Below are 20,790 nucleotides of genomic sequence, written 5' to 3'. Positions count from 1 at the left end.
GCCCCGCGGTCTAGGGTGACCGACTGTGCGTATCGCCACGTGGAACGTCAACTCGATCCGGTCCCGCATCGACCGGGTCACGGCCTGGCTCGAGCGCAACGAGGTCGACGCGATCGCCCTCCAGGAGACCAAGGCCCGCGAGGACCAGTTCCCCTTCGACCGCTTCGAGGCGCTCGGCTACGAGGTGGCCCACCACGGGCTGAACCAGTGGAACGGGGTCGCCATCGCGTCGCGCGTGGGGCTCACCGACGTGCAGGTCGGCTTCGACGCCATGCCCGGCTGGGGCGAGCCGGCAACGGCCGAGGCCCGCGCCCTGGGCGCCGTCTGCGGGGGTGTGCGCCTGTGGTCGCTCTACATCCCCAACGGTCGCGCCCTCGAGGACCCGCACCTGGCCTACAAGCTCGAGTGGCTGGCGGCCCTCGAGCGGGCCGCCCGCGGGTGGCTCGCCGACGACCCCGCCGCGCAGATAGCCCTCATGGGCGACTGGAACATCGCGCCGACCGACGCCGACGTGTGGAGCGTGGCCTACTACGAGGGGCGGACCCACACGTCACCGGCGGAGCGCGCGGCGTTCGCCGCCGTCGTCGATGCCGGCTTCGCCGACGTCGTGCGGCCCCACACCTCCGAGCCCGGCACCTTCACCTACTGGGACTACACCCAGCTGCGCTTCCCCAAGCGCCAGGGCATGCGCATCGACTTCGCCCTCTGCTCCCCCTCGCTCGCCGAGCGCGTCGTCGGGGCCGCGATCGACCGTGAGGAGCGCAAGGGCAAGGGCGCCTCCGACCACGCGCCGGTCGTCGTCGAGATCGTCGACTGACCCACTCGCTGGACGGCCGCCTGCACGTGGCGGTCGTCAGTCAGAGGACCGCGGCCACCCGCTCCTCGCGACGCACGACCGGGTCTCGACGCCGCAGCCCGAGGGTGAGCGCCACGGCCGACCCGACGAGTGCGGCCAGCGCCCCGCCGAGGAAGACGGTCTGCACCTGCACGACGCCGGCGCCGATGAGGGCTGCGGTGTCGAGCGGGTCGGGCAGCAGGCGGACGGCGTCGTAGTAGCGCGACAGGCCCACCGTGGTGAGCAGGGCCAGTCCGACGACCATGCCGACCATGCGGGCGACGACGACGAGCGAGCTCGCGACGCCGTGGGCGTCGGCCGGCGAGTCGGCGAGCGCGGCGTTGTTCACGGGCGCGAGCGCGAGCCCGACACCGAGCCCGACGATGACGAGCACGACGGTCGTCGACACGACCTCGCCGAGCGAGTCGAGGGTCCAGCCCGACATGACGAGCAGACCGGCCCCCGCGAGGGCGAGACCGGCCCCGGCCACTGCTCCGTCGCCCAGACGGCGAAGCGCCCAGCCGCCGGCGAAGGCTCCGACGGGCACCGCGACGAGGAAGCGCACGAGCACGAGCGCCGCCCCCGTCGCGTCGTAGTCGTCGGTGAGCCGCGCGAGCAGCGGCACGTCGACGACGACGGCCACGAGCGCCGCGCCGACGAGGAGGCTGACGACGAGCGAGCGCACGCCGCGCGCGTGCAGCACCCCTCGAGGGATGAGCGGCGCGGCCGCCCGGCGATGCCACCACCAGAGCACGAGCAGGGCCACGGCACCGATCGGCAGCAGCGAGTAGCCGAGGGGGCCGACCACCTCGCGCTCGGGGTCCGACGACGCGAAGGTGAGCACGAGGCTCCCGAGCGCGACCGCGACGAGGAGCGCCCCGAAGAGGTCGGACTGCCGCAGCACCGCCCACCAGCGCGGCGCCGTGACGACCGCGAGCAGGACGAGCAGCGCGAGCGCGACGAGCCCGATCGGGGTCAGCACGCGCGAGTCGCCAGCAAAGGGCACGAAGGGGGCACCGAGGGTGACGTCCGTGACGAGCGAGTCGGGAGCCGCCAGCGCGAGCCACCCGATGCCGAGCGCGAGCACCGCGAGCACCCACGCGAGCACGGTGACCCCGCGCCCTCCCCCACGTCCCGATCGAGAGAGCACTCCGTCGCCACCCTCCGATCGAGAGAGCACTCCGTCGCCCGGGGGTATGCCGCCCGCCCCGCTCCCGAGGGCACGTGACCCGAGGAGGTGGATGACGGCATACAGCAGCAGGCCGGCGACGACGTTGGCCCAGAAGATGGCGCGCCAGCCCGCCCACGCGAGGATGACGGCCCCGAGCACCGGGCCGAGGACGGAGCCGAGCTCCTGCACCGCGCCGACGACACCGAGCGGGGTGCCGCGCCGGTCTGCGGGCCAGAGGTCGGCGACGAGGGCGAGCGTGGCCGGCACGAGGCCGCCCCCGCCGATGCCCTGGAGCACCCGGCCCGTGACGAGCACCGGCATCTCGACCGCGAGCGCGGTGATGGCGGAGCCGACGACGAAGACGACGAGACAGCCGAGCAGGATGCGGCGCCGGTCGAGCAGGTCTGAGAGCCGGCCGATGAGCGGCAGCACGGCGATGTAGCCGAGCAGGAAGCCCGAGATGATCGGCGTCGCCCGCTGGAGGGCCTCGATGCCGAGGCCGACGCCCGCCATCATGTCGGTCAGTGCGAGGACGACGACGTAGGTGTCGGCGGCGGCGAGGGCCACCGCGGCTGCTGCCGCGGCGAGCAGGGGCAGGCGGCCGCCGGGGGCGCTCACGGGGCGGTGATGGTGACGGGCTGGCCGTACTGGTCGAGGGTGAGGACGTAGGTCGAGGACGTGCCCGCACCGAAGAAGGGGCCGGTGAGCGTGACCTGGCGAAGCTCGTTCGCGTCCGTCAGCCCGTAGGTCACCGCGAAGGAGCCGCCCCGGTCGCCGATCTTGAAGAGGTCGACGACGGCCGCCCCCGGGATCGTGCCCGTGATCGTCGTCAGCACCTCGGAGCCGGCTCGCACCTGGCCGGAGACCTTGGGGTCGACGGTCTTGGCCATGAGGCCAGTGAGTCCGGCGTCGGTGGAGAACAGGGTCGCGGGGTCGGGGAGCCCCAGGGTGTTCGGGTCGATCTTCTGGGTGCCGGGCACGAACGGCAGCTTCGCGTAGACGGCGCCGTCGACCGACGTGATCTCGGCGTCGCCCTCGATGCCGCCGAGCCGCACCTTGAAGGTGCCCTTGAACGCCGGCGGGTGCTTGCCCCACCCGTCGGCCGAGATGATGCCGTTGCTGCCCTCGGGCACGTCCTTGCTCGCGAGGGCGAGGTGCACGGACGTCGCGGCGTCGACCTTCGCCTTGGCGGCCGACAGCCGCTCGGCAGCCGACGGGGTCGACTGGGTCGGGCTCGGCGTGTCGCCGCTGCCGGAGCAGGACGCCGTCGTCATGAGGCACACGGCGGCGAGTGCGGCGGCCGCGAGCCGTCCCAGGATGCGCATGGGGGTCAGGCTAACGGCACCCGGCGGGCGCAGCCGTGCAACCTGGGCTGATGGCCGGTAACGCCCGGTTTGCGGGTATGGCAACCCATGACAGTTTCGAGGGGCGGTGACCCGCCCCGCTATCCCAAGGAGTCAAGCATGGCCCTCATCGGAGTGATCCTCCTGTTGATCGGCGCCGGAGCAGCGGTGGTCACCTACATCGGAGCCCAGGCTGCGGGCGGCACCATCGCCCTCACCGCCCTCGGCTTCACCCGCACCGTCAGCCCGCTGGAGCTCGCGGCGTATGCCGCCGTCGCCGTGCTGCTTATCGCGTTGGGCTGGGCGCTGCTCTCGTCGGCTGCGCGCCGCCGGGCCCGCGCACGCCGCGAGGACAAGGAAGCCGCCCGTCTCGCCGAGGTCGAGGAGAAGGCGGAGACCGCCCGGCTCGACCACGAGCGCCGCATCGAGGAGGCCGGCCTGCGCGACGAGGACCTGCGTCGCCGCGAGTCGCAGCTGACCACCCGCGACGAGGAGCTCAGCAGCCGCGAGTCCGAGCTCTCCCGCCGCGAGGCGGAGTGGCGCGAGCGTCAGGGGCCGTCGGTCGCCGACGTCGTGACCGGCCGGGCTGATGGCAGCGTCCACGACGGCACGGCCTCGTGGACCGACAACGGCACGGACCGCACCGCGGGTTCTGACGGCACCTACCGTGACAACGGCACGGACCGCACCAACGGCACCGTCAACGGCACCGCCGACGGCACGGACCGGACCGACGCGCGTGATGGTGTCGACAGCAGTGACCCGACGTCGGAGCGCCGCACCCGCGCGTGACCTCGACGAGCGAGCACACCGCATACGTCTTCGACCTCGACGGCGTCGTCCGGGACTTCGGCCCGGGCGACGCCAACCCGGCCATCGAGGCGGCCCTCGGGCTGCCGGCCGGGCACGTCGCGGCGACCGCCTTCCGCAGCGAGCTGCTGCTGCCCACCATCACCGGTCGGCGCAGCTTCGAGGCGTGGTTCGACGCCATCTGCACCGAGCTCGAGCACGTCGTGCCCGAGCCGGTGCGGGTGCGGGAGCACATGGAGGCGTGGCGCACGCACCGCGGCACGGTCGTCGACGAGACCGTCGAGCGGCTCGAGTCGCTGCGGTCCGACGGCCACCGCACCTACGCCTTCACCAACGGCACCGACTACGTGCCGGCCGAGCTCGAGCTCCTCGGGCTGGCGAGGCTCTTCGACGCGGTGCTCAACAGCGCCGACTTCGGCGTCGCCAAGCCCGACCAGCAGGCGTATGCCGCCGCCCACCGTGCCATCGAGGCCGACCTCGGGCGCCCCGTGGCCCGCGACGCCGTGTGGTTCACCGACGACCGCGACGACAACGTCCGCGCAGCCCGCGAGTTCGGTTGGGACGCAGAGCTCTTCGCGCGATGACGAGCCCAGGTCCGGGGCTGCTCTCCCGCCGACGGACGACCGTTGGTCACGGCGCACGACGAAGGGGGCCCCGCTGGTGCGGGGCCCCCTTCACGTCTCGACTGGAGGGCGACCAATGGTCGTCCGTCGGTCAGGTCAGGACGAGAGACTCTCCGGCTTCGTCGACGTCGACGGTGACGGTCGACCCGTCACGCACCTCGCCGGCGAGCAGCGCCCGGGCGAGCCGGTCGCCGATCTCGCGCTGGACGAGGCGGCGCAAGGGCCGGGCACCGTAGGCCGGGTCGTAGCCGCGGGCGGCGAGCCACTCGCGGGCCGGGTCGGTGACCGAGAGCGTGATCCGCCGGTCCGAGAGGCGCGACCCGAAGGCACGCACCTGCAGGTCGACGATGTGCGCGAGGTCGCCGCGGCTCAGGGCGTCGAAGACGACGACCTCGTCGAGCCGGTTGAGGAACTCGGGCTTGAACGTCGAGCGCACGACCGTCATGACCGACTCACGTCGCTCCTCGGGCGAGAGCAGTGGGTCGATGAGGAACTGCGACCCGAGGTTGGAGGTGAGCACGAGGATGACGTTGCGGAAGTCGACCGTGCGACCCTGGCCGTCTGTGAGGCGCCCGTCGTCGAGCACCTGCAGCAGGATGTCGAACGTCTCGGGGTGGGCCTTCTCGACCTCGTCGAGCAGGATCACGGAGTAGGGCCGACGGCGCACCGCCTCGGTGAGCTGGCCACCCTCCTCGTAGCCGACGTAGCCGGGAGGCGCACCGATGAGGCGGGACACCGAGTGCCGCTCGGAGTACTCCGACATGTCGATGCGCACCATGGCCCGCTCGTCGTCGAAGAGGAAGTCGGCGAGGCTCTTGGCCAGCTCGGTCTTGCCGACGCCGGTCGGGCCGAGGAAGAGGAAGCTGCCGGTGGGCCGGTCGGGGTCGGAGACGCCGGCGCGGGTGCGACGCACGGCATCGGACACCGCGCGCACGGCCTCGGTCTGGCCGATGAGCCGGGCACCGATGTGCTGCTCCATGTGCAGCAGCTTCTCGGTCTCGCCCTCGAGGAGGCGCCCGGCCGGGATGCCGGTCCAGGCCGAGATGACGTCGGCGATGTCGTCGGCGCCGACCTCCTCCTTGACCATCGGGCCCTCGTCGTCGGCCGTGGCCGCGGCCTCGCGCTCCTGGGCGTCGGCGAGCTGCTTCTCGAGGGCGGGGATGTCGCCGTAGAGGATCTTGGACGCGGCGCCGAGGTCGCCCTCGCGCTGGAGCCGGTCGGCCTGGGTGCGCAGGTCGTCGACGCGGGCCTTGAGGTCACCGACGGCGTTGAGGCCGGACTTCTCGGCCTCCCACCGGGCGTTGAGTGCCGCGAGCTCCTCGGAGCGGTCGGCGAGGTCCTTGCGCAGCCGCTCGAGGCGGTCGCGCGAGGCGGCGTCGGTCTCCTGCTCGAGGGCGAACTCCTCCATCTTCAGGCGGTCGACGGTGCGGCGGAGCTCGTCGATCTCGACCGGGCTCGAGTCGATCTCCATGCGCAGTCGCGAGGCCGCCTCGTCGATGAGGTCGATGGCCTTGTCGGGCAGCTGGCGTCCGCTGATGTAGCGGTCGGACAGGCTCGCGGCCGCGACGAGAGCGGCGTCGGCGATCGTGACCTTGTGGTGGGCCTCGTAGCGCTCCTTGAGACCGCGCAGGATGGCGATGGTGTCCTCGACGGAGGGCTCGCCGACGAAGACCTGCTGGAAGCGTCGCTCGAGCGCGGCGTCCTTCTCGATGTGCTTGCGGTACTCGTCGAGCGTCGTGGCACCGACGAGGCGGAGCTCGCCTCGGGCGAGCATGGGCTTGAGCATGTTGCCGGCGTCCATCGCGCCCTCGCCGCCCGCGCCCGCGCCGACGACGGTGTGGATCTCGTCGATGAAGGTGACGATCTGGCCGTCGGAGCCCTGGATCTCCTCGAGGACGGCCTTGAGCCGCTCCTCGAACTCCCCGCGGTACTTCGCACCCGCGACCATCGCGGCGAGGTCGAGGCTGTAGAGGGTCTTGTCGCGCAGGCTCTCGGGCACGTCCCCCTCGACGATGCGCTGGGCGAGGCCCTCGACGACGGCGGTCTTGCCGACGCCGGGCTCGCCGATGAGCACGGGGTTGTTCTTCGTGCGGCGGCTCAGCACCTGCACGACGCGGCGGATCTCGGCGTCGCGGCCGATGACGGGGTCGAGCTTGCCCTCGCGGGCGCGGGCGGTGAGGTCGGTGCCGTACTTCGCCAGCGCCTCGAAGGTGCCCTCGGGGTTGTCGGAGGTGACGGGGCGCCCGCCGCGCAGGTCGGGGATCGCCTTCTCGATGGCGTCGGCGTCGAGCCCGAACTGGCCGGTGCGCGCGAGCGCGAGCAGGAGGTGGTCGGTCGACACGTAGGAGTCGCCCATTGCCGTCATGTACTGCTGCGCCTGCTGGACCGCGCGCAGCGACGCCGGGGAGAGCTGCGGCTGCTGGGCGACACCGCTGACCTGGGGCAGGGAGGCCATCGCACGCTCGGCTGCCGCGGTCGCGGCAGCTGGGCTCGAGCCGCCGGCCGCCAGCAGAGCGGGCGTCGTCGTGCCGCTCTGCGCGGCGAGGGCGAGCAGCAGGTGGGCGGGCTCGATGGCGGGGTGGTGCTTGCCCGTGGCGGTGGTGGCGGCCTGGGCGAAGGCCTCCTGCGCCTTGGTGGTCAGCTGAAGGTCCATGCGGTCTCCTGGTCAGGGGTCGTGATCACCTGGGACAACTCGTGCTGACTTGAGTCTATTCCACTCAACTTTGGACCGCGCGCGAACGTGAGGCAGCAGTCGCTCAGGGCGCCCGCTGCGACACCGCTCGACCCGCGCAGGGTCCGCCACCGGTCCCCAAGAGCCCGAGGTATGCCGTGTGGCAGCCTCAGCCGTGGGGGTGGGGGTCGTACCACCCGTCGTGGCGCTCGGCGATCGCGAGGAACTCCACGGCATACGCCGGCTCGTCGGGGGTGCGCACGTGCACCGCCCACTCGTGGGCCTCGGAGTCGTCCTCGCCGGCCAGCGCCTCACGGACGACGCGGACGCCCTCGAGGCCGGCGGCCTCGAGCTGCTCGGCGACGAGCTCGGCGGCCTCCCGGTCGGGAAAGACGAGGAGGTGCTCAGCGTCCACGGCCGAAGTCTCTCAGACAACGGCCGTGGACGCGCTCGATCACGCGGTCGTCGGCTCCTCGCCGGACTCGACGACCCGTGTGGCGATCTCGCGGAGCTTGATGTTGCGGCTGAGCGACGCCTGGCGGAGCATCTCGAAGGCCTCGACGGGCGTCGTGCGGTGGCGCTCGATGAGGATGCCGACCGCCTGCCCGATGAGCCGGTGGCTCTCGATGGCTTGGCCGAGCTGCTCCTGCTTCGCGGCGCTGTCGCGGCGGTCCACCACGCGGTCGACCGCCTGCCCGAGCGACTGGGCGAGCAGGTCGCCGACGATGAGCTCGTCGGACGGCACGAGTCGCGGCTCGTCGAACTGCACCCACGCGCGGCAGTCGGAGCGCTGGGACGTCGGGGCGAGGAGCAGCCCCTCGCGCTTCTCGCCCGCGCGCACCTCGGTGCTGGCCTTTCCGAGCAGCCCCTGGCGCACCGGGTGAGGCAGCTGCTCGGGCCGGACCCGCCCGCGCGGGCTGAGCACGACCGTGTCGCCCCGCTCGGGCGCGACGCGCAGGCTCACCTCGCCGTCGAAGAGCACCGTGAAGCCGGTGACGGCGGTCGCGAGCACCGACTCGAGGTCGTCAGCGGCCGCCAGGTCGACCGAGATGCGGGCCGCGAGCTCGCGCCGCATGCGCGACTCCCGCTCGCGGGTCTCGTCGCGGGCCACCACGATGACGAAGCCCGCGTGCTCCGGCGTGGCGGGCACGAGAGCGGCGCGCATGTGGACCCACGACTCGCCGCCGCCCTTGCGCAGGACGCGGTAGTGGTCGTCCATGACGGGCTGGCCGGCGCGCAGGAGGTCCATCCGACGCTCGGCGGCCCGGCGCTCGTCGGGCAGGTGCTCGGCCGACACCCACCAGGGGTAGGGCGGCACGAGCGGGCCGTCGGCCAGAGACCAGCCGTAGGCGCGGGTGAAAGCCTCGTTGAGCTCGAGGACGCGGCCGTCGGTGTCGCTGACGACGACCGGCTCCTGGATGGAGCCCAGGATGGCGCGCAGCCAGGCGGCGTCGCGTGACCGGGACCGGGCTCGCACGAGGTTGGAGGCGAGGCGGGCGCGCAGCTCGTCGGGCTGGAAGGGCTTGATGACGTAGTCGTCGGCGCCCTCGAGCAGACCCGTCGTGCTCGCCTCCACCCCGGCCCGCGCCGACAGCAGCACGACCGGCACGTCGCGCAGCCGCTCGTCGGCCCGGATCTGCCGGACCAGCTCGAGGCCGTCCATGCGCGGCATCATGACGTCGGCGAGCACGAGGTCTACGGGCGGGTCTGCGCGCATCCGGTCAAGGGCCTCTCGCCCGTCGCCGACCGGCACGACGTCGTAGTCGGCCGCGAGGTGGCGCGCCGTGTAGTCGCGCATGTCGGCGTTGTCCTCGACGAGGAGCAGGCGGGGCCGCTCCACTTCGACGCCACGCGCGACGGCCGCGGCCTCTGCAGCAGCCTTGGCGGCCCTCGAGCCCGCATGGGGGCCGTCGGACAGACGCGAGCTGGAGTCCGGACGCTGCTCGACCTCGACGGCGGCGGCCGCGGTGGCGTCGACGGCGTCGATGGAGCGCAGGGCCCAGCCGCTCGCCTCGGAGATGAACGACTCCACGGACCGGGGAGTGATCGACGGCCGGGTGGCCGAGTGAGCGGCGGGGACACCCCATGGCAGCGCGACGGCGAAGGTGCTGCCCTCACCCTCGGTGGACTCCACGGAGATCCGTCCCCCGAGCAGGGCCACGAGCTGCTGGACGAGCGAGAGCCCGATGCCGGCGCCCTCGCGCGAGCGACGCTCGTCGTCGCGGCTCAGCTGGCGGAACCGGTCGAAGACGAGATCGAGGTCGCGTTCGGCGATGCCGATCCCCGTGTCGGTCACCGTGACGGTGTAACCGTCGCCGTCGGCCGCGAGACGCAACGTGATACCGCCTCGGGGGGTGAACTTCAGGGCGTTCGAGAGGAGGTTAAGCACGACGCGTTCGAGCATGTCGACATCGACGAAGGTGTCGTGGTCGAGCTCGTCGAGCTCGACGGAGAAGTCGAGACCGAGCCGCTCGATGGCCGGGCGGAAGTTGGCAGCGACCCCCGTGAGGACCTCCCGCACGTCGACCTGCACCCAGTGCGGCTCGACCGCACCCGCCTCGACGCGGGTGAGGTCGAGGATGCGGTCGACGAGGCCGACGAGGCGGTCGGTGTTGCGGCGGATCAGTTCGAAGCGCTCGCGCGCCTCGTCGCCGAGGTCGGGGTTCTTCAGCGCGTCCTGCACCGGCCCGGCGATGAGCGTCAGCGGCGTGCGCAGCTCGTGGCTGACGTTGGCGAAGAAGTCGGTCTTTGCCGTGTCGAGGGCAGTCAGCACCTCGGCCCGGTGCTGCTCCTCCCGGAGCCGCCGCAGGCCGCTCAGCGCCATGGCGACGTGCGACGCACAGAGCTCGGCGTACACCTGGAGCGGACCGTCCCACGGACGTCGCGGGTTGGCCGTGAGGTGCAGATGCGCGGTCGGCTCGTGCAGACCCGGCTCGAGGACCGGCAGCACGTGCACCGCCCCGTCACCCTCGCCGGGGGCGGCCGCCAGCTCGTCGAGGACCTCCGGAGCGTCCGGGCCGCGGCCGTCGGTCCAGACGAGGTCGACCCAGAGGTGGTCCTCGGTGTGGGCCCCGAGCACGTCGACGGCGCGCCGGCGCACTCCATCGGCGGACGTGGCGTCGGCGAGCGCAGCGACGAGCTCAGCTGACACCCGGGCCCGGCGCTCGGCCAGCACCTTCGCGGTCACCTCGGTGGCGACGTTGAGGATGCCGACGACGTTCTCACCCGAGTCGTCGTGGATGGCGCCGTAGGTCCACGTGAAGTAGGCCTCCTCGGCGAAGCCGTAGCGGTCGACGACGAGGAGCTCGTCCTGGGCCCACGTCGGTGGCCCACCCTGCACGACGCCGTCGAACATCGGGCCGATGACGTCCCAGATCTCGGGCCACACGTCTCGCACCGGGCGGCCCCAGGCACCGGGGTGCTTCGTCGAGCCGAGCAGCGTCCGGTAGCCGTCGTTGTAGATCATGACGAGGTCGCGGCCCCAGCACACGAGCATGGGGAAGCGCGACGACAGGCAGATGTCGACGATGGTGCGCAGTCGCGCGGGCCAGCTCTCGACCGGCCCGAGCTGCGTTGCGCTCCAGTCGGTGAGGGAGAAGAGCTCCTGCATCTCGCCCGGGTGGTCCGACGTCATCGTCGACGGACCGGCGACCATGTCGGCCGTGGGCTCGGCCACGGGGTCGACGTCGCGGTGATGCGGGTTCACTCGACCTCCGGAATGAGAATCACGAGAGGCCTCCGGCGGCATCCAGCTACTGCACTCAACGCCCCTTTGCTCGAGGCGGCCCCACAGTCTTGCACATGCAGTTGACGATTCACGCGGCTAGCGCTCGGGTCTCCAGACGACGAGAGCCTGCGACGACGGATGGCGAGGCGGCCTCTGCCCGGGACGAATCGGCACGACCTCACCCATCGGCCCCACGGCGAAGACGCGGGTGCCGGACGACAGTGCGGTGCGCGCCTGGTCGAGTGCCTCGGTCAGCTCGGTGACCCTCGCCTGCAGCGCGTCGACGTGGGTCTCGAGCTCGAGGATGCGCTGGATGCCGGCGAGCGAGACGCCCTCCTGCGAGAGCCGCTGCACCTCGCGCAGCAGCGCCACGTCGCGCGTGCTGTAGCGCCGTCCGCCGCCGCGGGTGCGCGACGGAGTGACGAGCCCGAGCCGGTCGTACTGCCGCAGCGTCTGGGCGTGCATGCCGGCGAGCTCGGCCGCGACGGAGATGACGAACACCGGGGCGTCGTCGTCGTGACCGCCCGTTCGGGCGTTCCTGCGTGCCATCGTGCTCACCGTCCTCTGCTGGGCTCTCTCGTCGCTGCCGTATGCCGTCAGGCCCGGGCCCGCTCGAAGAGCTCGGCCCTCGGGTCGTGACCGTCCTCGGCCGCGGCCATCTTCTCGACGGCCTCGCGGGCCTCGTCGGTGAGCCGCTGGGGCACGACGACCTGCACCTTGGCGAGGAGGTCGCCCTTGTGGTCACCACGCGTGACGCCGCGGCCCTTGAGCCGGAGCACGCGCCCACTCGGGGTGCCGGGCGCGACCTTGACCTTGACCGAGCCGCCGTCGAGCGTCGGCACCGAGACGGTCGCACCGAGCGCGGCCTCGGCGAACGTGACGGGCAGGTCGAGCGTGAGGTTGTCGCCGTCGCGACCGAAGACGGGGTGCTTGCCGACGGTCACCGTGAGGATGAGGTCGCCGGGCGCCGCACCTGGGTCACCTTGACGACCCTTGCCGCGCAGTCGAATTCTCTGGCCGTCCTTGACACCCGGGGGGATGCGCGCGGTGATGCGGCCGAGGTCGGGCGAGGTCAGCGTGACGGTCGAGCCCTCGACGGCGGCGCGGAAGCCGATGCTCGTGCTGGCCTGCACGTCGGCCCCGGGCCGCGGGCCGGCTGTGGAGCCGAAGCCGCCGCCGCCATAGCCCTGGGCGCCGCCGAAGCCGCCGGCGCCGCCACCGAACATCTGGCCGAGGAGGTCCTCGATGTTCGGCTGCCCCCCGCTCGTGTCGAAGCGCACGCGCTGGCCGCCGCCTCCGGGGCCACCAGGACCGCCGAACGCGGAGAAGATGTCCTCGAAGCCGGCGCCGCCGCCGCCCGGCCCGCCCGCGGTGAAGCGAGCGCCGCCGTGCGACATGGCACGGATGGCGTCGTACTCGCGACGCTGCTCGGGGTCGGAGAGCACGGCATACGCCTCGCCGATCTCCTTGAAGCGCTCCTCGGCGTGGGCGTTGCCGACGTTGTGGTCGGGGTGCAGGTCGCGGGCGAGCTTGCGGTAGGCCTTCTTGATCACCGCAGCGTCGGCGTCCTGGGGCACGCCGAGGGTGGCGTAGAAGTCCTTCTCGAACCAGTCCTGACTAGCCATGGCGCACCTCCTTCCGGTCGGGTGGCTGGGTTCTCACATCATCCTGCATGTCTCCCGGCGCGAAGCGGTTGACCCCGCGCCGGGCGACGACACGTTCAGCCTGCGTCGGCAACCGAGACCCTCGCCGCGCGCACGAGGCGCTCGCCGATGCGGTAGCCGGGCTGGAGCACCTGCACGACGTGCGTGCCGGTGGATCCCTCGGGCAGGTCGGCCTCGACGTGCATGAGGGCCTCGTGCACGTTGGGGTCGAACTCCTGGCCGGCCTCGCCCAGCCGCTCGACGCCGTAGCGACCGAGGATCGCCTCGAGCTTGTCGGCGATCGCGGAGAACGGGCCGTCGGCGAGGTCGCCGACCTGGCGGGCCATGTGGATGTCGTCGAGCACGGGGAGCAACGACTCCACGACGCTGCCGACAGCGGCGTTGCGGATGACGTCACGGTCGCGGTCGACGCGCTTCTTGTAGTTGACGTACTCGGCCTGGAGCCGCTGCAGGTCGGAGAGGTAGGAGGCCGCCAGCGCGTCCTCACGCGCCAGCACCTCGCTCTCGGACTCGCCTGCGCCGTGGTCGAACTCGTCCTCACCACCGGGCTCGGACGAGGCCCCGGGGCCACCCTCGAAGTAGCGGTGGTGACCCGGGCCGGCCCCGGCCGGGGAGCCGTCAGCAGGTGCGCTGCCGGCTCCATCGGCCCTGCCGGTCGACTCGGGCTCGACACCGTCGGGCGGTGTGCCCTCGGGGGCCCCCGTGCCGGTCGTGTCGGTCACTTGGAGTCCTTGGTCTCGTCCTCGTCGACGACCTCGGCGTCGACGACGTCGTCGTCGGCGGCCGAGCCCGCACCAGCCGAAGCGCCGGCGTCAGCCGAGGAGTCCTGTGCCCCAGCGGAACCCGCGGCGCTGGCGGAAGCCTGCTCCGCGGCATACAGCGCCTGGCCCATGGCCTGCGACTTGGTGTTGAGGTCCTCGATCTTGGCCTTGATGTCGTCGGCGCTGGCCTCGGAGCCCTCGGCGATGGCGGCCTTGAGGTCCGCGAGCGCCTCGTCGACCGGGGTCTTGACGTCGGTCGGGATCTTGTCGCCGGACTCCTTGAGGAAGTTCTCGGTCGAGAAGATCAGCTGCTCGGCCTGGTTGTGCACCTCGGCGTCCTCGCGGCGCTTGCGGTCCTCGTCGGCGTGGGCCTCGGCGTCCTTGACCATCTTGTCGATCTCGTCCTTGGACAGGGCCGAGCCGCCGGTGATCGTCATCTTCTGCTCCTTGCCGGTGCCCTGGTCCTTGGCACTGACGTTGACGATGCCGTTGGCGTCGATGTCGAAGGTGACCTCGATCTTCGGCACACCACGCGGCGCCGGCGCGATGCCGGTCAGCTCGAAGGTGCCGAGCGACTTGTTGTGCTGCGCGATCTCGCGCTCACCCTGGAAGACCTGGATGAGGACTGACGGCTGGTTGTCGTCGGCGGTGCTGAAGATCTCAGAGCGCTTCGTCGGGATCGCGGTGTTGCGCTCGATGAGCTTGGTGAACAGGCCACCCTTGGTCTCGATGCCGAGCGAGAGCGGCGTGACGTCGATGAGCAGGACGTCCTTGCGCTCGCCCTTGAGGACACCGGCCTGCAGGCTCGCGCCCATGGCGACGACCTCGTCGGGGTTGACGCCCTTGTTGGGCTCCTTGCCGCCGGTCAGCTCCTTGACGAGAGCGGTGACGGCGGGCATACGGGTCGAGCCGCCGACGAGCACGACGTGGTCGATGTCGGCGACCTTGATGCCGGCGTCCTCGATGACCTTGTGGAACGGGGCCTTGGTGCGGTCGAGGAGCGACTTCGTCATCTGCTCGAACTGCGCGCGCGTGATGTTCTCGTCGAGGTGGATCGGGCCCTCGGGCGTCATCGAGATGTACTGCGCCGAGATGTTGGTGCTCGTCGCGGTGGAGAGCTCCTTCTTGGCGCGCTCGGCCTCGTCACGGAGGCGCTGCATCGCGATCTTGTCCTTGGAGAGGTCTTGGCCCGTCTTGTTCTTCACCTGGGTGATGAGGTGCTGGACGAGCAGGTCGTCCCAGTCGTCGCCACCGAGGTGGTTGTCACCGTTGGTCGCGCGCACCTGGATCGTCGCGAAGCCGTCCTCGGCGTCCTTGCCCACCTCGAGGAGGGAGACGTCGAACGTGCCGCCACCGAGGTCGAAGACGAGGATGAGCTCGTCCTCCTTGCCCTTGTCGAGGCCGTAGGCGAGCGCCGCAGCGGTGGGCTCGTTGACGATGCGCAGGACGTTGAGGCCCGCGATCTCGCCGGCCTCCTTGGTGGCCTGGCGCTCGGCGTCGTCGAAGTAGGCGGGCACGGTGATGACCGCGTCGGTCACCGTCTCGCCGAGGTAGGCCTCGGCGTCGCGCTTCAGCTTCTGCAGGATGCGGGCGCTGATCTCCTGCGCGTTGTAGGTCTTGCCGTCGATCTCGGCCGACTTCCAGCCCGTGCCCATGTGGCGCTTGACGGAGCGGATCGTCCGGTCGACGTTGGTGACGGCCTGGCGCTTGGCGACCTCGCCGACGAGCACCTCGCCGTTCTTGGAGAAGGCGACGACGGAGGGCGTGGTGCGCCCACCCTCGGCGTTCGCGATGATGCTCGGCTCGCCGCCCTCCAGGACGGAGACTGCCGAGTTGGTGGTACCGAGGTCGATTCCGACCGCACGTGCCATGGGTGACTCCTCGTTGCGTGATGGTGCTGATGAGATGGGGCTTCAGAGCAAATCTGCTCGCCCGTCCTGCGATTGTCAAAGCCGGACTCGCAAATCTTGCGTTCAGTCGACTCAACTCTGGTCGCGCGGGGATTGTTCCCGGTTGTCGACCGCCCGCTTGACGCATCGCTTGGTGTCAAGCATCCTTTACGTCAAGCACGCTTGACACGTCCGTCCGGCGTCACCCAGGACCGGACCACGGAGGCCCTCGTGCTCGACTCGCTGACCCGCCGACGCCTCGTCGCTGCCATGCTCACCCTCGTCGCGTCTGCCGCCGTCGGTGTCCTCGCCGGCGCGATGTCAGGCCGCCCCTTCGTCCTGACCGCCACGGTCTTCGCCGCCTCCACGCTGGCCCCCGCCGGGGCGCTCGCCTGGCTCCTGCTTGTCGCACCCGTGACGGTCCGACCCGACCGCAACGCGGGCGACAACGTCGAGCACCGTTGGGTCCAGGTCGCCTCGGCCGGCGCCTTCACCGACCTGCTCGTCGTCATGGGCCTCGGCCTCGCCGTCGTGTCGGTCCTCGACGTGGCTCTCGAGGCCCAGGTCGTGCTGCTCGCCCTCGTCGTCCTCGCGATGGGCGACGCGGCGGTGCGCTACGTCGCGCTCGAGCGCAGCGCCCGCTGACGTGGACAACGACATTGCCGTGCGCCGCGCCGAGCGCGGCCTCTCGCAGGCACAGCTCGCCGAGGCGCTCGGGGTGTCCCGCCAGACCGTCATCTCCATCGAGAAGGGACGGTTCGACCCGAGCTTGCCGCTCGCCTTCCGGCTGGCCGCGCTCTTCGGCGCACCGATCGAGGACATCTTCCGCCCCGACGTGTGAGCGCCTGTGCCCGAAGGCAGGACCAAGGGCCCTGCCGCCGCCTCCTGTGCGCGTCGCACGCTGGAGGTGGAAGGGAGATCACGATGAGCAACCCGATCGTGCCCACGGGCGCCGAGGTCCCCCCTGACCGGATGGACGACGACCTCCGCGCGCTGGCACTCAAGCACCTCAAGGCGAAGCGGGACCTGCAGGCGCACGCCATCGCCTACGTGATGGTCAACCTCCTGCTCGTCGGCATCTGGTGGGTGAGCGGGACCGGCTTCTTCTGGCCGATCTTCGTCCTCCTCGGCTGGGGCATCGGCTTGGCCTTCAACGTCTGGGACGTCCTCAGCCCTGAGCCGGGACCTGCCGAGGTGGAGGCCGAGATGGACCGCCTGCGGATGCGGCACGGCTGACCGGGAGGGGCCGGCCGGCATACGGCAGACCGGCAGGCCCGCGCGCCGCAGCGACGCCGCCGCTTGGCAGGACCCCGGCGGCGCCGCTGATCGGCGCTCAGTTTCCCCGACGCGTCCCCCGCTGCCGTATGCCGCCGCGTGACCTCAGGCGGAGGCGGCCGGCACCGCTCCCACGGAGTCGCCGCGCCAGCGCGGGGGCCCGAGAAGGATGGGGCGCTCGGCCACCCAGGCGTGCTCGTCGGCACCGATCTCGGCGTCGATGAGCGCCTCGAGCTTGGCCCCGAGCGACTCGACGAGGCCGCGGTGCTCCGGGTCGGACGCGAGGTTGTTCGTCTCACCAGGATCGCTCTGCCGGTCGTAGAGCACGACGTCGTTGTCGCGGAGCAGCTCGTCGACCCCTCCTGGCCGGTTCGGCTCGAGCGGCGAGAAGTAGCGCCCGAAGGTGTAGCGCTCGTCGGTCCACCCGCGCAGGAAGCCGCGCTTGCGCCAGTCCGGTCGCAGCTCGCCGGACTGCACCCGGGCCGGCGCATCGCCGCTGCCGAAGGCGCGCCAGAAGTCGGCGTCCAGGGTGAGCACCGACTCGACGGCGGTGAGCACTCCCTCCCGAGGGCGAGCCTCCGGGTCGAGGAGGACGGGCGCCAGCGACTGGCCGTGCAGCCCGGAGAACTCCGACCGCAGCCGCTCCGGGTCGACCCCGGCCAGCTCGAGGATCGTGGGCGCGAGGTCGACGGCCGAGCCGAGCGCATGACTCCTGCCGCCGCCCGCGACGTCGGGGTGCACGACGACGAGGGGCACGTGGAAGTTCTCGTCGTAGACGAGGTTGCCCTTCTGGCGCAGACCGTGCGAGCCGGCCATCTCGCCGTGGTCGGAGGTGAAGACGACGACCGTGCGGTCGGCCTGACCGGAGGCGGCGAGGGCGTCGAGGACCAGGGCGATGCTGCGGTCGACGTCACGGATGCAGTTGAGGTAGAAGTTCATGCCGAGCCGCCACTGCTCCGGCGAGCTGATGTCGCCGAACATCGTGCTCGCGAGGCCGGCGTACTCGCGCACCGCCTGGGGCGCGCTCGAGAGGTCGTCACCGGCGGTCGCCGGGAGCTCGAGGTCCCACACCTTGTTGTAGATCGGGGTGTCGGCCGGGGGACGCACCGTCACGGCCTCGGCGAGGTTGGGCGGGGGCGCGATCGAGCGCCGCGTGCCGTAGTCGTAGCTCATGACGTCGTGGGGGTTGACGAAGTTGACCGCCATGAACCACGGCTGGTCCTGCCCGACGACCGGTGCCCGGTCGCGCAGCCACTTGACCGCCTGACCGGCGATGACGGGGTCGATCTTGAGGCCGGCCCAGGCGCCACCGTCGATGTCGCCCCAGTCGTTGAACTCCGAGAAGCCGTAGGGCTCGAGCTCGTCGACGGTCGAGGTCTGCTTCGTCGGGGACTGGTAGGCGTTCGAGAGGTGCCACTTGCCCTGGTAGGAGGTGTAGTAGCCGGCCGCGCGCATCATCGTGCCCAGCGTGCCGAGGCTCGGGTCGAGCGGGCGGATGTAGGGCATGTTGTCGTTGTCGTAGATCTGCGTGATCGGCACGTGCCTGCCCGTATACATCACGGAGCGCGACGAGCTGCACATCGCGGAGGCGACGTAGTAGCGGTCGAAGGTCGTGCCTCGCTCGGCGAGCCAGTCGCGCGCCGGCAGGTGGAAGCCCGCCGGCGTCGGCAGCGACCAGCGCTGCTCGTCCGTCGTGATGAGCAGGACGTTGGGGCGGCCCGCGGGCCCTCCCAGGCTGGGGGTGGACGCGGTCACGAGGTCTCCTTCGAGGGGCGGGGATGGTGGCGGCAGGGACGGGTGCGGTCAGGCGGGGTCAGGTCCAGCCGGGTGTCCCCGAGGGCGCCGGCAGCGGTCGCTGGACGACCGCCCTGGCACTGCGGGCGGGCACGCCGAGCATCCGCAGGAGGAGCTCTGCGAGGGCGTCGACGGAGGTGTCGTCGAACCGGTCGGGCGAGGCGAGCGCGACCTGGACGTAGGTGAGGACCGCCCCCGCCGTGGCCACGAGGGCGACGTCGGCGGAGGCGACGGCGAAGCGGCCGGTGTCGATGCCGCGCTGGATGTCGCGTCGCGCCCGGGGGGCGAGCCCGCGGTCGCTCACGAGGAAGACCTCACCGGCCTGCACGAGGATCTGGGCGACCGCCGGCTGGGTGCGTGCGAGCCCGGCGGTCAGGCGCACGCCGAGCGCGAAGATCTCCGCCGGGTCGTCCATGCCTGCCGAGCTCTTGTCGAGTCGCTGCCCGTACTCCTCGAGGGCCTCGCCCGCGGCCTCCTCGAACAGCTCGGCCTTGCTCGAGAAGTGGTTGTAGAACGAGCCGAGCCCGACGTCCGCCTCGTCGGTGATGTCCTGGATGCTGACGTCGGTCGTGCCGCGGCTGGCGAGGATGCGGCGGGCCGCCTCCACCAGCGCTCGCCGGGTGCGCGCCTTGCGGCGGTCGACTCGGGCGACGGACGGCTCCGGCACTGCGGACATGACCCGACGATAGGCCCTGATCCTGACGAGTAGGTCAGAACTGAAGAAACCGTCAGAAACGTCCGCTTGATGCCGTTTCGCCTGATACTGGCTGCAAATCTGTCGTGGATTCCCCTGCGCCGCAGGGCGCCTCGCGAGACCATGTCGGAGGAGTCCTGCGGGTTGGCCCGCGCGTCGTCGGACGGGGGGTCTCATGCGTGCAGCGGTGAAGCGCGTCCTCGCCGTGCCCTTGCGCCCGCTCGTGGCGGTGCCGATCTTCAAGCGGGTCTCCTTCCACCTCAAGCGGATCAGCGGCGACGTCGACCTCCACTTCTTCCGCACGCTGCTGCTCGCCGTCATCGGGTTCGTCTTCGTCGCCGCGTTCCTCGTCACGGTCTTCGAGGTCGAGAAGCGCTCGCTCCACGGCCTGGGCGACTCCTTCTACTGGGCCGTGACGACCGTCATCGGGTCCGGCGACTCGAGCTACGTGAACTCGCCAGCGGGCTTCATCATCGGCTGGCTGCTCGCCTTCTTCGGTGTGGCCATCGTCGCCACCCTCACGGCGGCCCTCGTCGGCTTCGTCATCGACTACCTGCTCAAGGAGGGCCAGGGCATGGGTGCTGCCGGCTACGAGAACCACATCGTCGTGTGCGGCTGGAACTCCACGGCGCGCGAGCTCATCGAGGAGCTGCGCGGCGACGAGTTCACCTCGAAGATCGTGCTCGTGCACGACACCGAGTCCAACCCGGCCGGGATGGGCGTCTACTTCGTGCGGGGCGACGTGACGAACTCCCACGATCTCGAGCGCGCAGGCATCGCCCAGGCCAGTGCCGCCATCGTCTTCCCGGCAGACGGCAGCAACGAGGCCGACATGCGATCGATCCTCGCGGTGCTCGCCATCGAGTCGATGGCCCCCGAGGTGCGCACCGTCGTCGAGGTCAACAACCCCAAGCACGTCGAGCACTTCGAGCGCGCCCACGCCGACGAGATCCTCGTGACCTCGACCCTCGCGTCACGGCTGCTCGCCCGGTCGGCGCTCTATCCGGGCCTCGCCGAGCTCATCACCGACATCGTCTCGGGGGGTGACGGCTCGGAGCTCTACCGCGTCGCCCTGCCCGACGACTACGTCGACCTCACGACCGACGAGCTCTCCGCCCGGCTCCGCCAGGACCACGAGGCCACCCTGCTCGCTGTTGTGCGGGACGGCGTCACCGTCGCCAACCCCAAGGCCGACTTCCGCCTGCGGCCGGGCGACGACGCCGTCGTCGTGGCCGAGAGCCTCGGCAGCCTCAGCCCGCTCGACCACGGGAACGCGCTCGAGCGTGACGAGCCCGTGCTGAGCGACCAGCCCCACGCCATACCGGCGGTGCCGGTCGCGCCCAACCGGTGGCGGCGCGCACCCTCGGCGTCCTGAGGTCACGAGGCCACTCGACCAGACCCACACCCCACTCGAGTGGCCCCGTCGTCACACCCGCACCTCCCGCCCCGACACTCGTGAGGTCACGGGGCCACTCGACCAGACCCACTCCCCCACTCACCCGCCGCAGTTCCCCACTCGAGTGGCCCCGTCGT

Annotated in this window: 18 protein-coding genes; 7 read left to right on the top strand and 11 right to left on the bottom strand. The window is 71.5% G+C overall.

Going from position 1 to position 20,790, the window contains the following annotated elements:
* Positions 1 to 25 precede the first annotated feature (25 nt).
* Complete coding sequence (locus FHX52_RS14180) at positions 26 to 817, top strand: exodeoxyribonuclease III (protein WP_141823001.1); 792 nt, start codon at positions 26 to 28, stop codon at positions 815 to 817.
* 40 nt (positions 818 to 857) lie between these two features.
* Here the strand turns inward: FHX52_RS14180 and FHX52_RS14175 are convergent, their stop codons facing one another.
* Together FHX52_RS14175 and FHX52_RS14170 are read right to left on the bottom strand one after the other, a co-directional pair.
* Positions 858 to 2,624, bottom strand: a complete 1,767-nt coding sequence (locus tag FHX52_RS14175) for an MFS transporter (RefSeq protein ID WP_141823000.1) — start codon at positions 2,622 to 2,624, stop codon at positions 858 to 860.
* Positions 2,621 to 3,331 (bottom strand): LppX_LprAFG lipoprotein, encoded by a 711-nt coding sequence (locus FHX52_RS14170; protein WP_141822999.1) that lies wholly within the window; start codon positions 3,329 to 3,331, stop codon positions 2,621 to 2,623. The genes FHX52_RS14175 and FHX52_RS14170 overlap by 4 nt, the downstream gene beginning before the upstream one ends.
* A gap of 138 nt (positions 3,332 to 3,469) precedes the next feature.
* Here FHX52_RS14170 and FHX52_RS23895 point away from each other — a divergent pair, with 138 nt between their 5' ends.
* Positions 3,470 to 4,141: a hypothetical protein gene (locus FHX52_RS23895; protein ID WP_185747291.1), complete on the top strand. Its 672-nt coding sequence runs from the start codon at positions 3,470 to 3,472 to the stop codon at positions 4,139 to 4,141.
* Entirely contained in the window at positions 4,138 to 4,743 is a 606-nt protein-coding gene (locus FHX52_RS14160) for an HAD family hydrolase (RefSeq protein WP_141822998.1), read from the top strand. The genes FHX52_RS23895 and FHX52_RS14160 overlap by 4 nt, the downstream gene beginning before the upstream one ends.
* 130 nt (positions 4,744 to 4,873) lie before the next feature.
* Here FHX52_RS14160 and clpB read toward each other — a convergent pair whose 3' ends face one another.
* The 7 genes from clpB to dnaK form a co-directional block, all read right to left on the bottom strand.
* The gene (clpB, locus tag FHX52_RS14155) at positions 4,874 to 7,435 is read right to left on the bottom strand and encodes an ATP-dependent chaperone ClpB (protein ID WP_141822997.1); all 2,562 of its coding nucleotides are present in this window, start codon (positions 7,433 to 7,435) and stop codon (positions 4,874 to 4,876) included.
* Between the two features lie 187 nt (positions 7,436 to 7,622).
* Complete coding sequence (locus FHX52_RS14150; RefSeq protein WP_141822996.1) at positions 7,623 to 7,868, bottom strand: ribonuclease E inhibitor RraB; 246 nt, start codon at positions 7,866 to 7,868, stop codon at positions 7,623 to 7,625.
* 39 nt (positions 7,869 to 7,907) lie between these two features.
* A complete protein-coding gene (locus tag FHX52_RS14145) occupies positions 7,908 to 11,159 on the bottom strand; it encodes an ATP-binding protein (RefSeq protein WP_141822995.1) in 3,252 nt (1,083 codons plus the stop codon).
* A 117-nt stretch (positions 11,160 to 11,276) separates the two neighbouring features.
* Positions 11,277 to 11,729 carry a heat shock protein transcriptional repressor HspR gene (locus FHX52_RS14140; RefSeq protein ID WP_141822994.1) on the bottom strand — a complete coding sequence of 151 codons (453 nt, stop codon included), beginning with the start codon at positions 11,727 to 11,729 and terminating at the stop codon, positions 11,277 to 11,279.
* 47 nt (positions 11,730 to 11,776) lie between these two features.
* Positions 11,777 to 12,805, bottom strand: coding sequence for a DnaJ C-terminal domain-containing protein (locus tag FHX52_RS14135; RefSeq protein ID WP_141822993.1), 1,029 nt, complete (start codon positions 12,803 to 12,805; stop codon positions 11,777 to 11,779).
* Positions 12,806 to 12,900: 95 nt separating this feature from the next.
* The gene (locus FHX52_RS14130; protein ID WP_141822992.1) at positions 12,901 to 13,566 is read right to left on the bottom strand and encodes a nucleotide exchange factor GrpE; all 666 of its coding nucleotides are present in this window, start codon (positions 13,564 to 13,566) and stop codon (positions 12,901 to 12,903) included.
* Positions 13,563 to 15,476 carry a molecular chaperone DnaK gene (gene dnaK / locus FHX52_RS14125; RefSeq protein ID WP_141822991.1) on the bottom strand — a complete coding sequence of 638 codons (1,914 nt, stop codon included), beginning with the start codon at positions 15,474 to 15,476 and terminating at the stop codon, positions 13,563 to 13,565. The genes FHX52_RS14130 and dnaK overlap by 4 nt, the downstream gene beginning before the upstream one ends.
* A 201-nt stretch (positions 15,477 to 15,677) precedes the next feature.
* On the opposite strand from dnaK, the gene FHX52_RS14120 reads away from it, so the two are divergent.
* From FHX52_RS14120 to FHX52_RS14110, 3 genes are all read left to right on the top strand, one after another.
* A complete protein-coding gene (locus FHX52_RS14120; protein WP_141822990.1) occupies positions 15,678 to 16,139 on the top strand; it encodes a hypothetical protein in 462 nt (153 codons plus the stop codon).
* 1 nt (position 16,140) lies between these two features.
* Positions 16,141 to 16,335, top strand: a complete 195-nt coding sequence (locus FHX52_RS14115) for a helix-turn-helix transcriptional regulator (protein ID WP_141822989.1) — start codon at positions 16,141 to 16,143, stop codon at positions 16,333 to 16,335.
* A gap of 83 nt (positions 16,336 to 16,418) precedes the next feature.
* Complete coding sequence (locus FHX52_RS14110) at positions 16,419 to 16,730, top strand: 2TM domain-containing protein (RefSeq protein WP_221630603.1); 312 nt, start codon at positions 16,419 to 16,421, stop codon at positions 16,728 to 16,730.
* A 144-nt stretch (positions 16,731 to 16,874) separates the two neighbouring features.
* On the opposite strand, the gene FHX52_RS14105 is transcribed toward FHX52_RS14110, so the two are convergent.
* Positions 16,875 to 18,524, bottom strand: a complete 1,650-nt coding sequence (locus tag FHX52_RS14105) for a sulfatase family protein (protein WP_185747290.1) — start codon at positions 18,522 to 18,524, stop codon at positions 16,875 to 16,877.
* A gap of 58 nt (positions 18,525 to 18,582) precedes the next feature.
* Positions 18,583 to 19,239, bottom strand: coding sequence for a TetR/AcrR family transcriptional regulator (locus tag FHX52_RS14100; RefSeq protein WP_141822987.1), 657 nt, complete (start codon positions 19,237 to 19,239; stop codon positions 18,583 to 18,585).
* Between the two features lie 193 nt (positions 19,240 to 19,432).
* Here FHX52_RS14100 and FHX52_RS14095 point away from each other — a divergent pair, with 193 nt between their 5' ends.
* On the top strand, positions 19,433 to 20,632 hold the full coding sequence (locus tag FHX52_RS14095; protein WP_141822986.1) for a potassium channel family protein: 1,200 nt from the start codon (positions 19,433 to 19,435) through the stop codon (positions 20,630 to 20,632).
* The last annotated feature ends 158 nt before the right edge of the window (positions 20,633 to 20,790 follow it).

Source organism: Humibacillus xanthopallidus (assembly GCF_006717145.1).
GTDB lineage: Bacteria > Actinomycetota > Actinomycetes > Actinomycetales > Dermatophilaceae > Humibacillus > Humibacillus xanthopallidus.
Note: the sequence above shows the minus strand (reverse complement) of the source record. Positions and strands in the feature narration are given on the sequence as shown.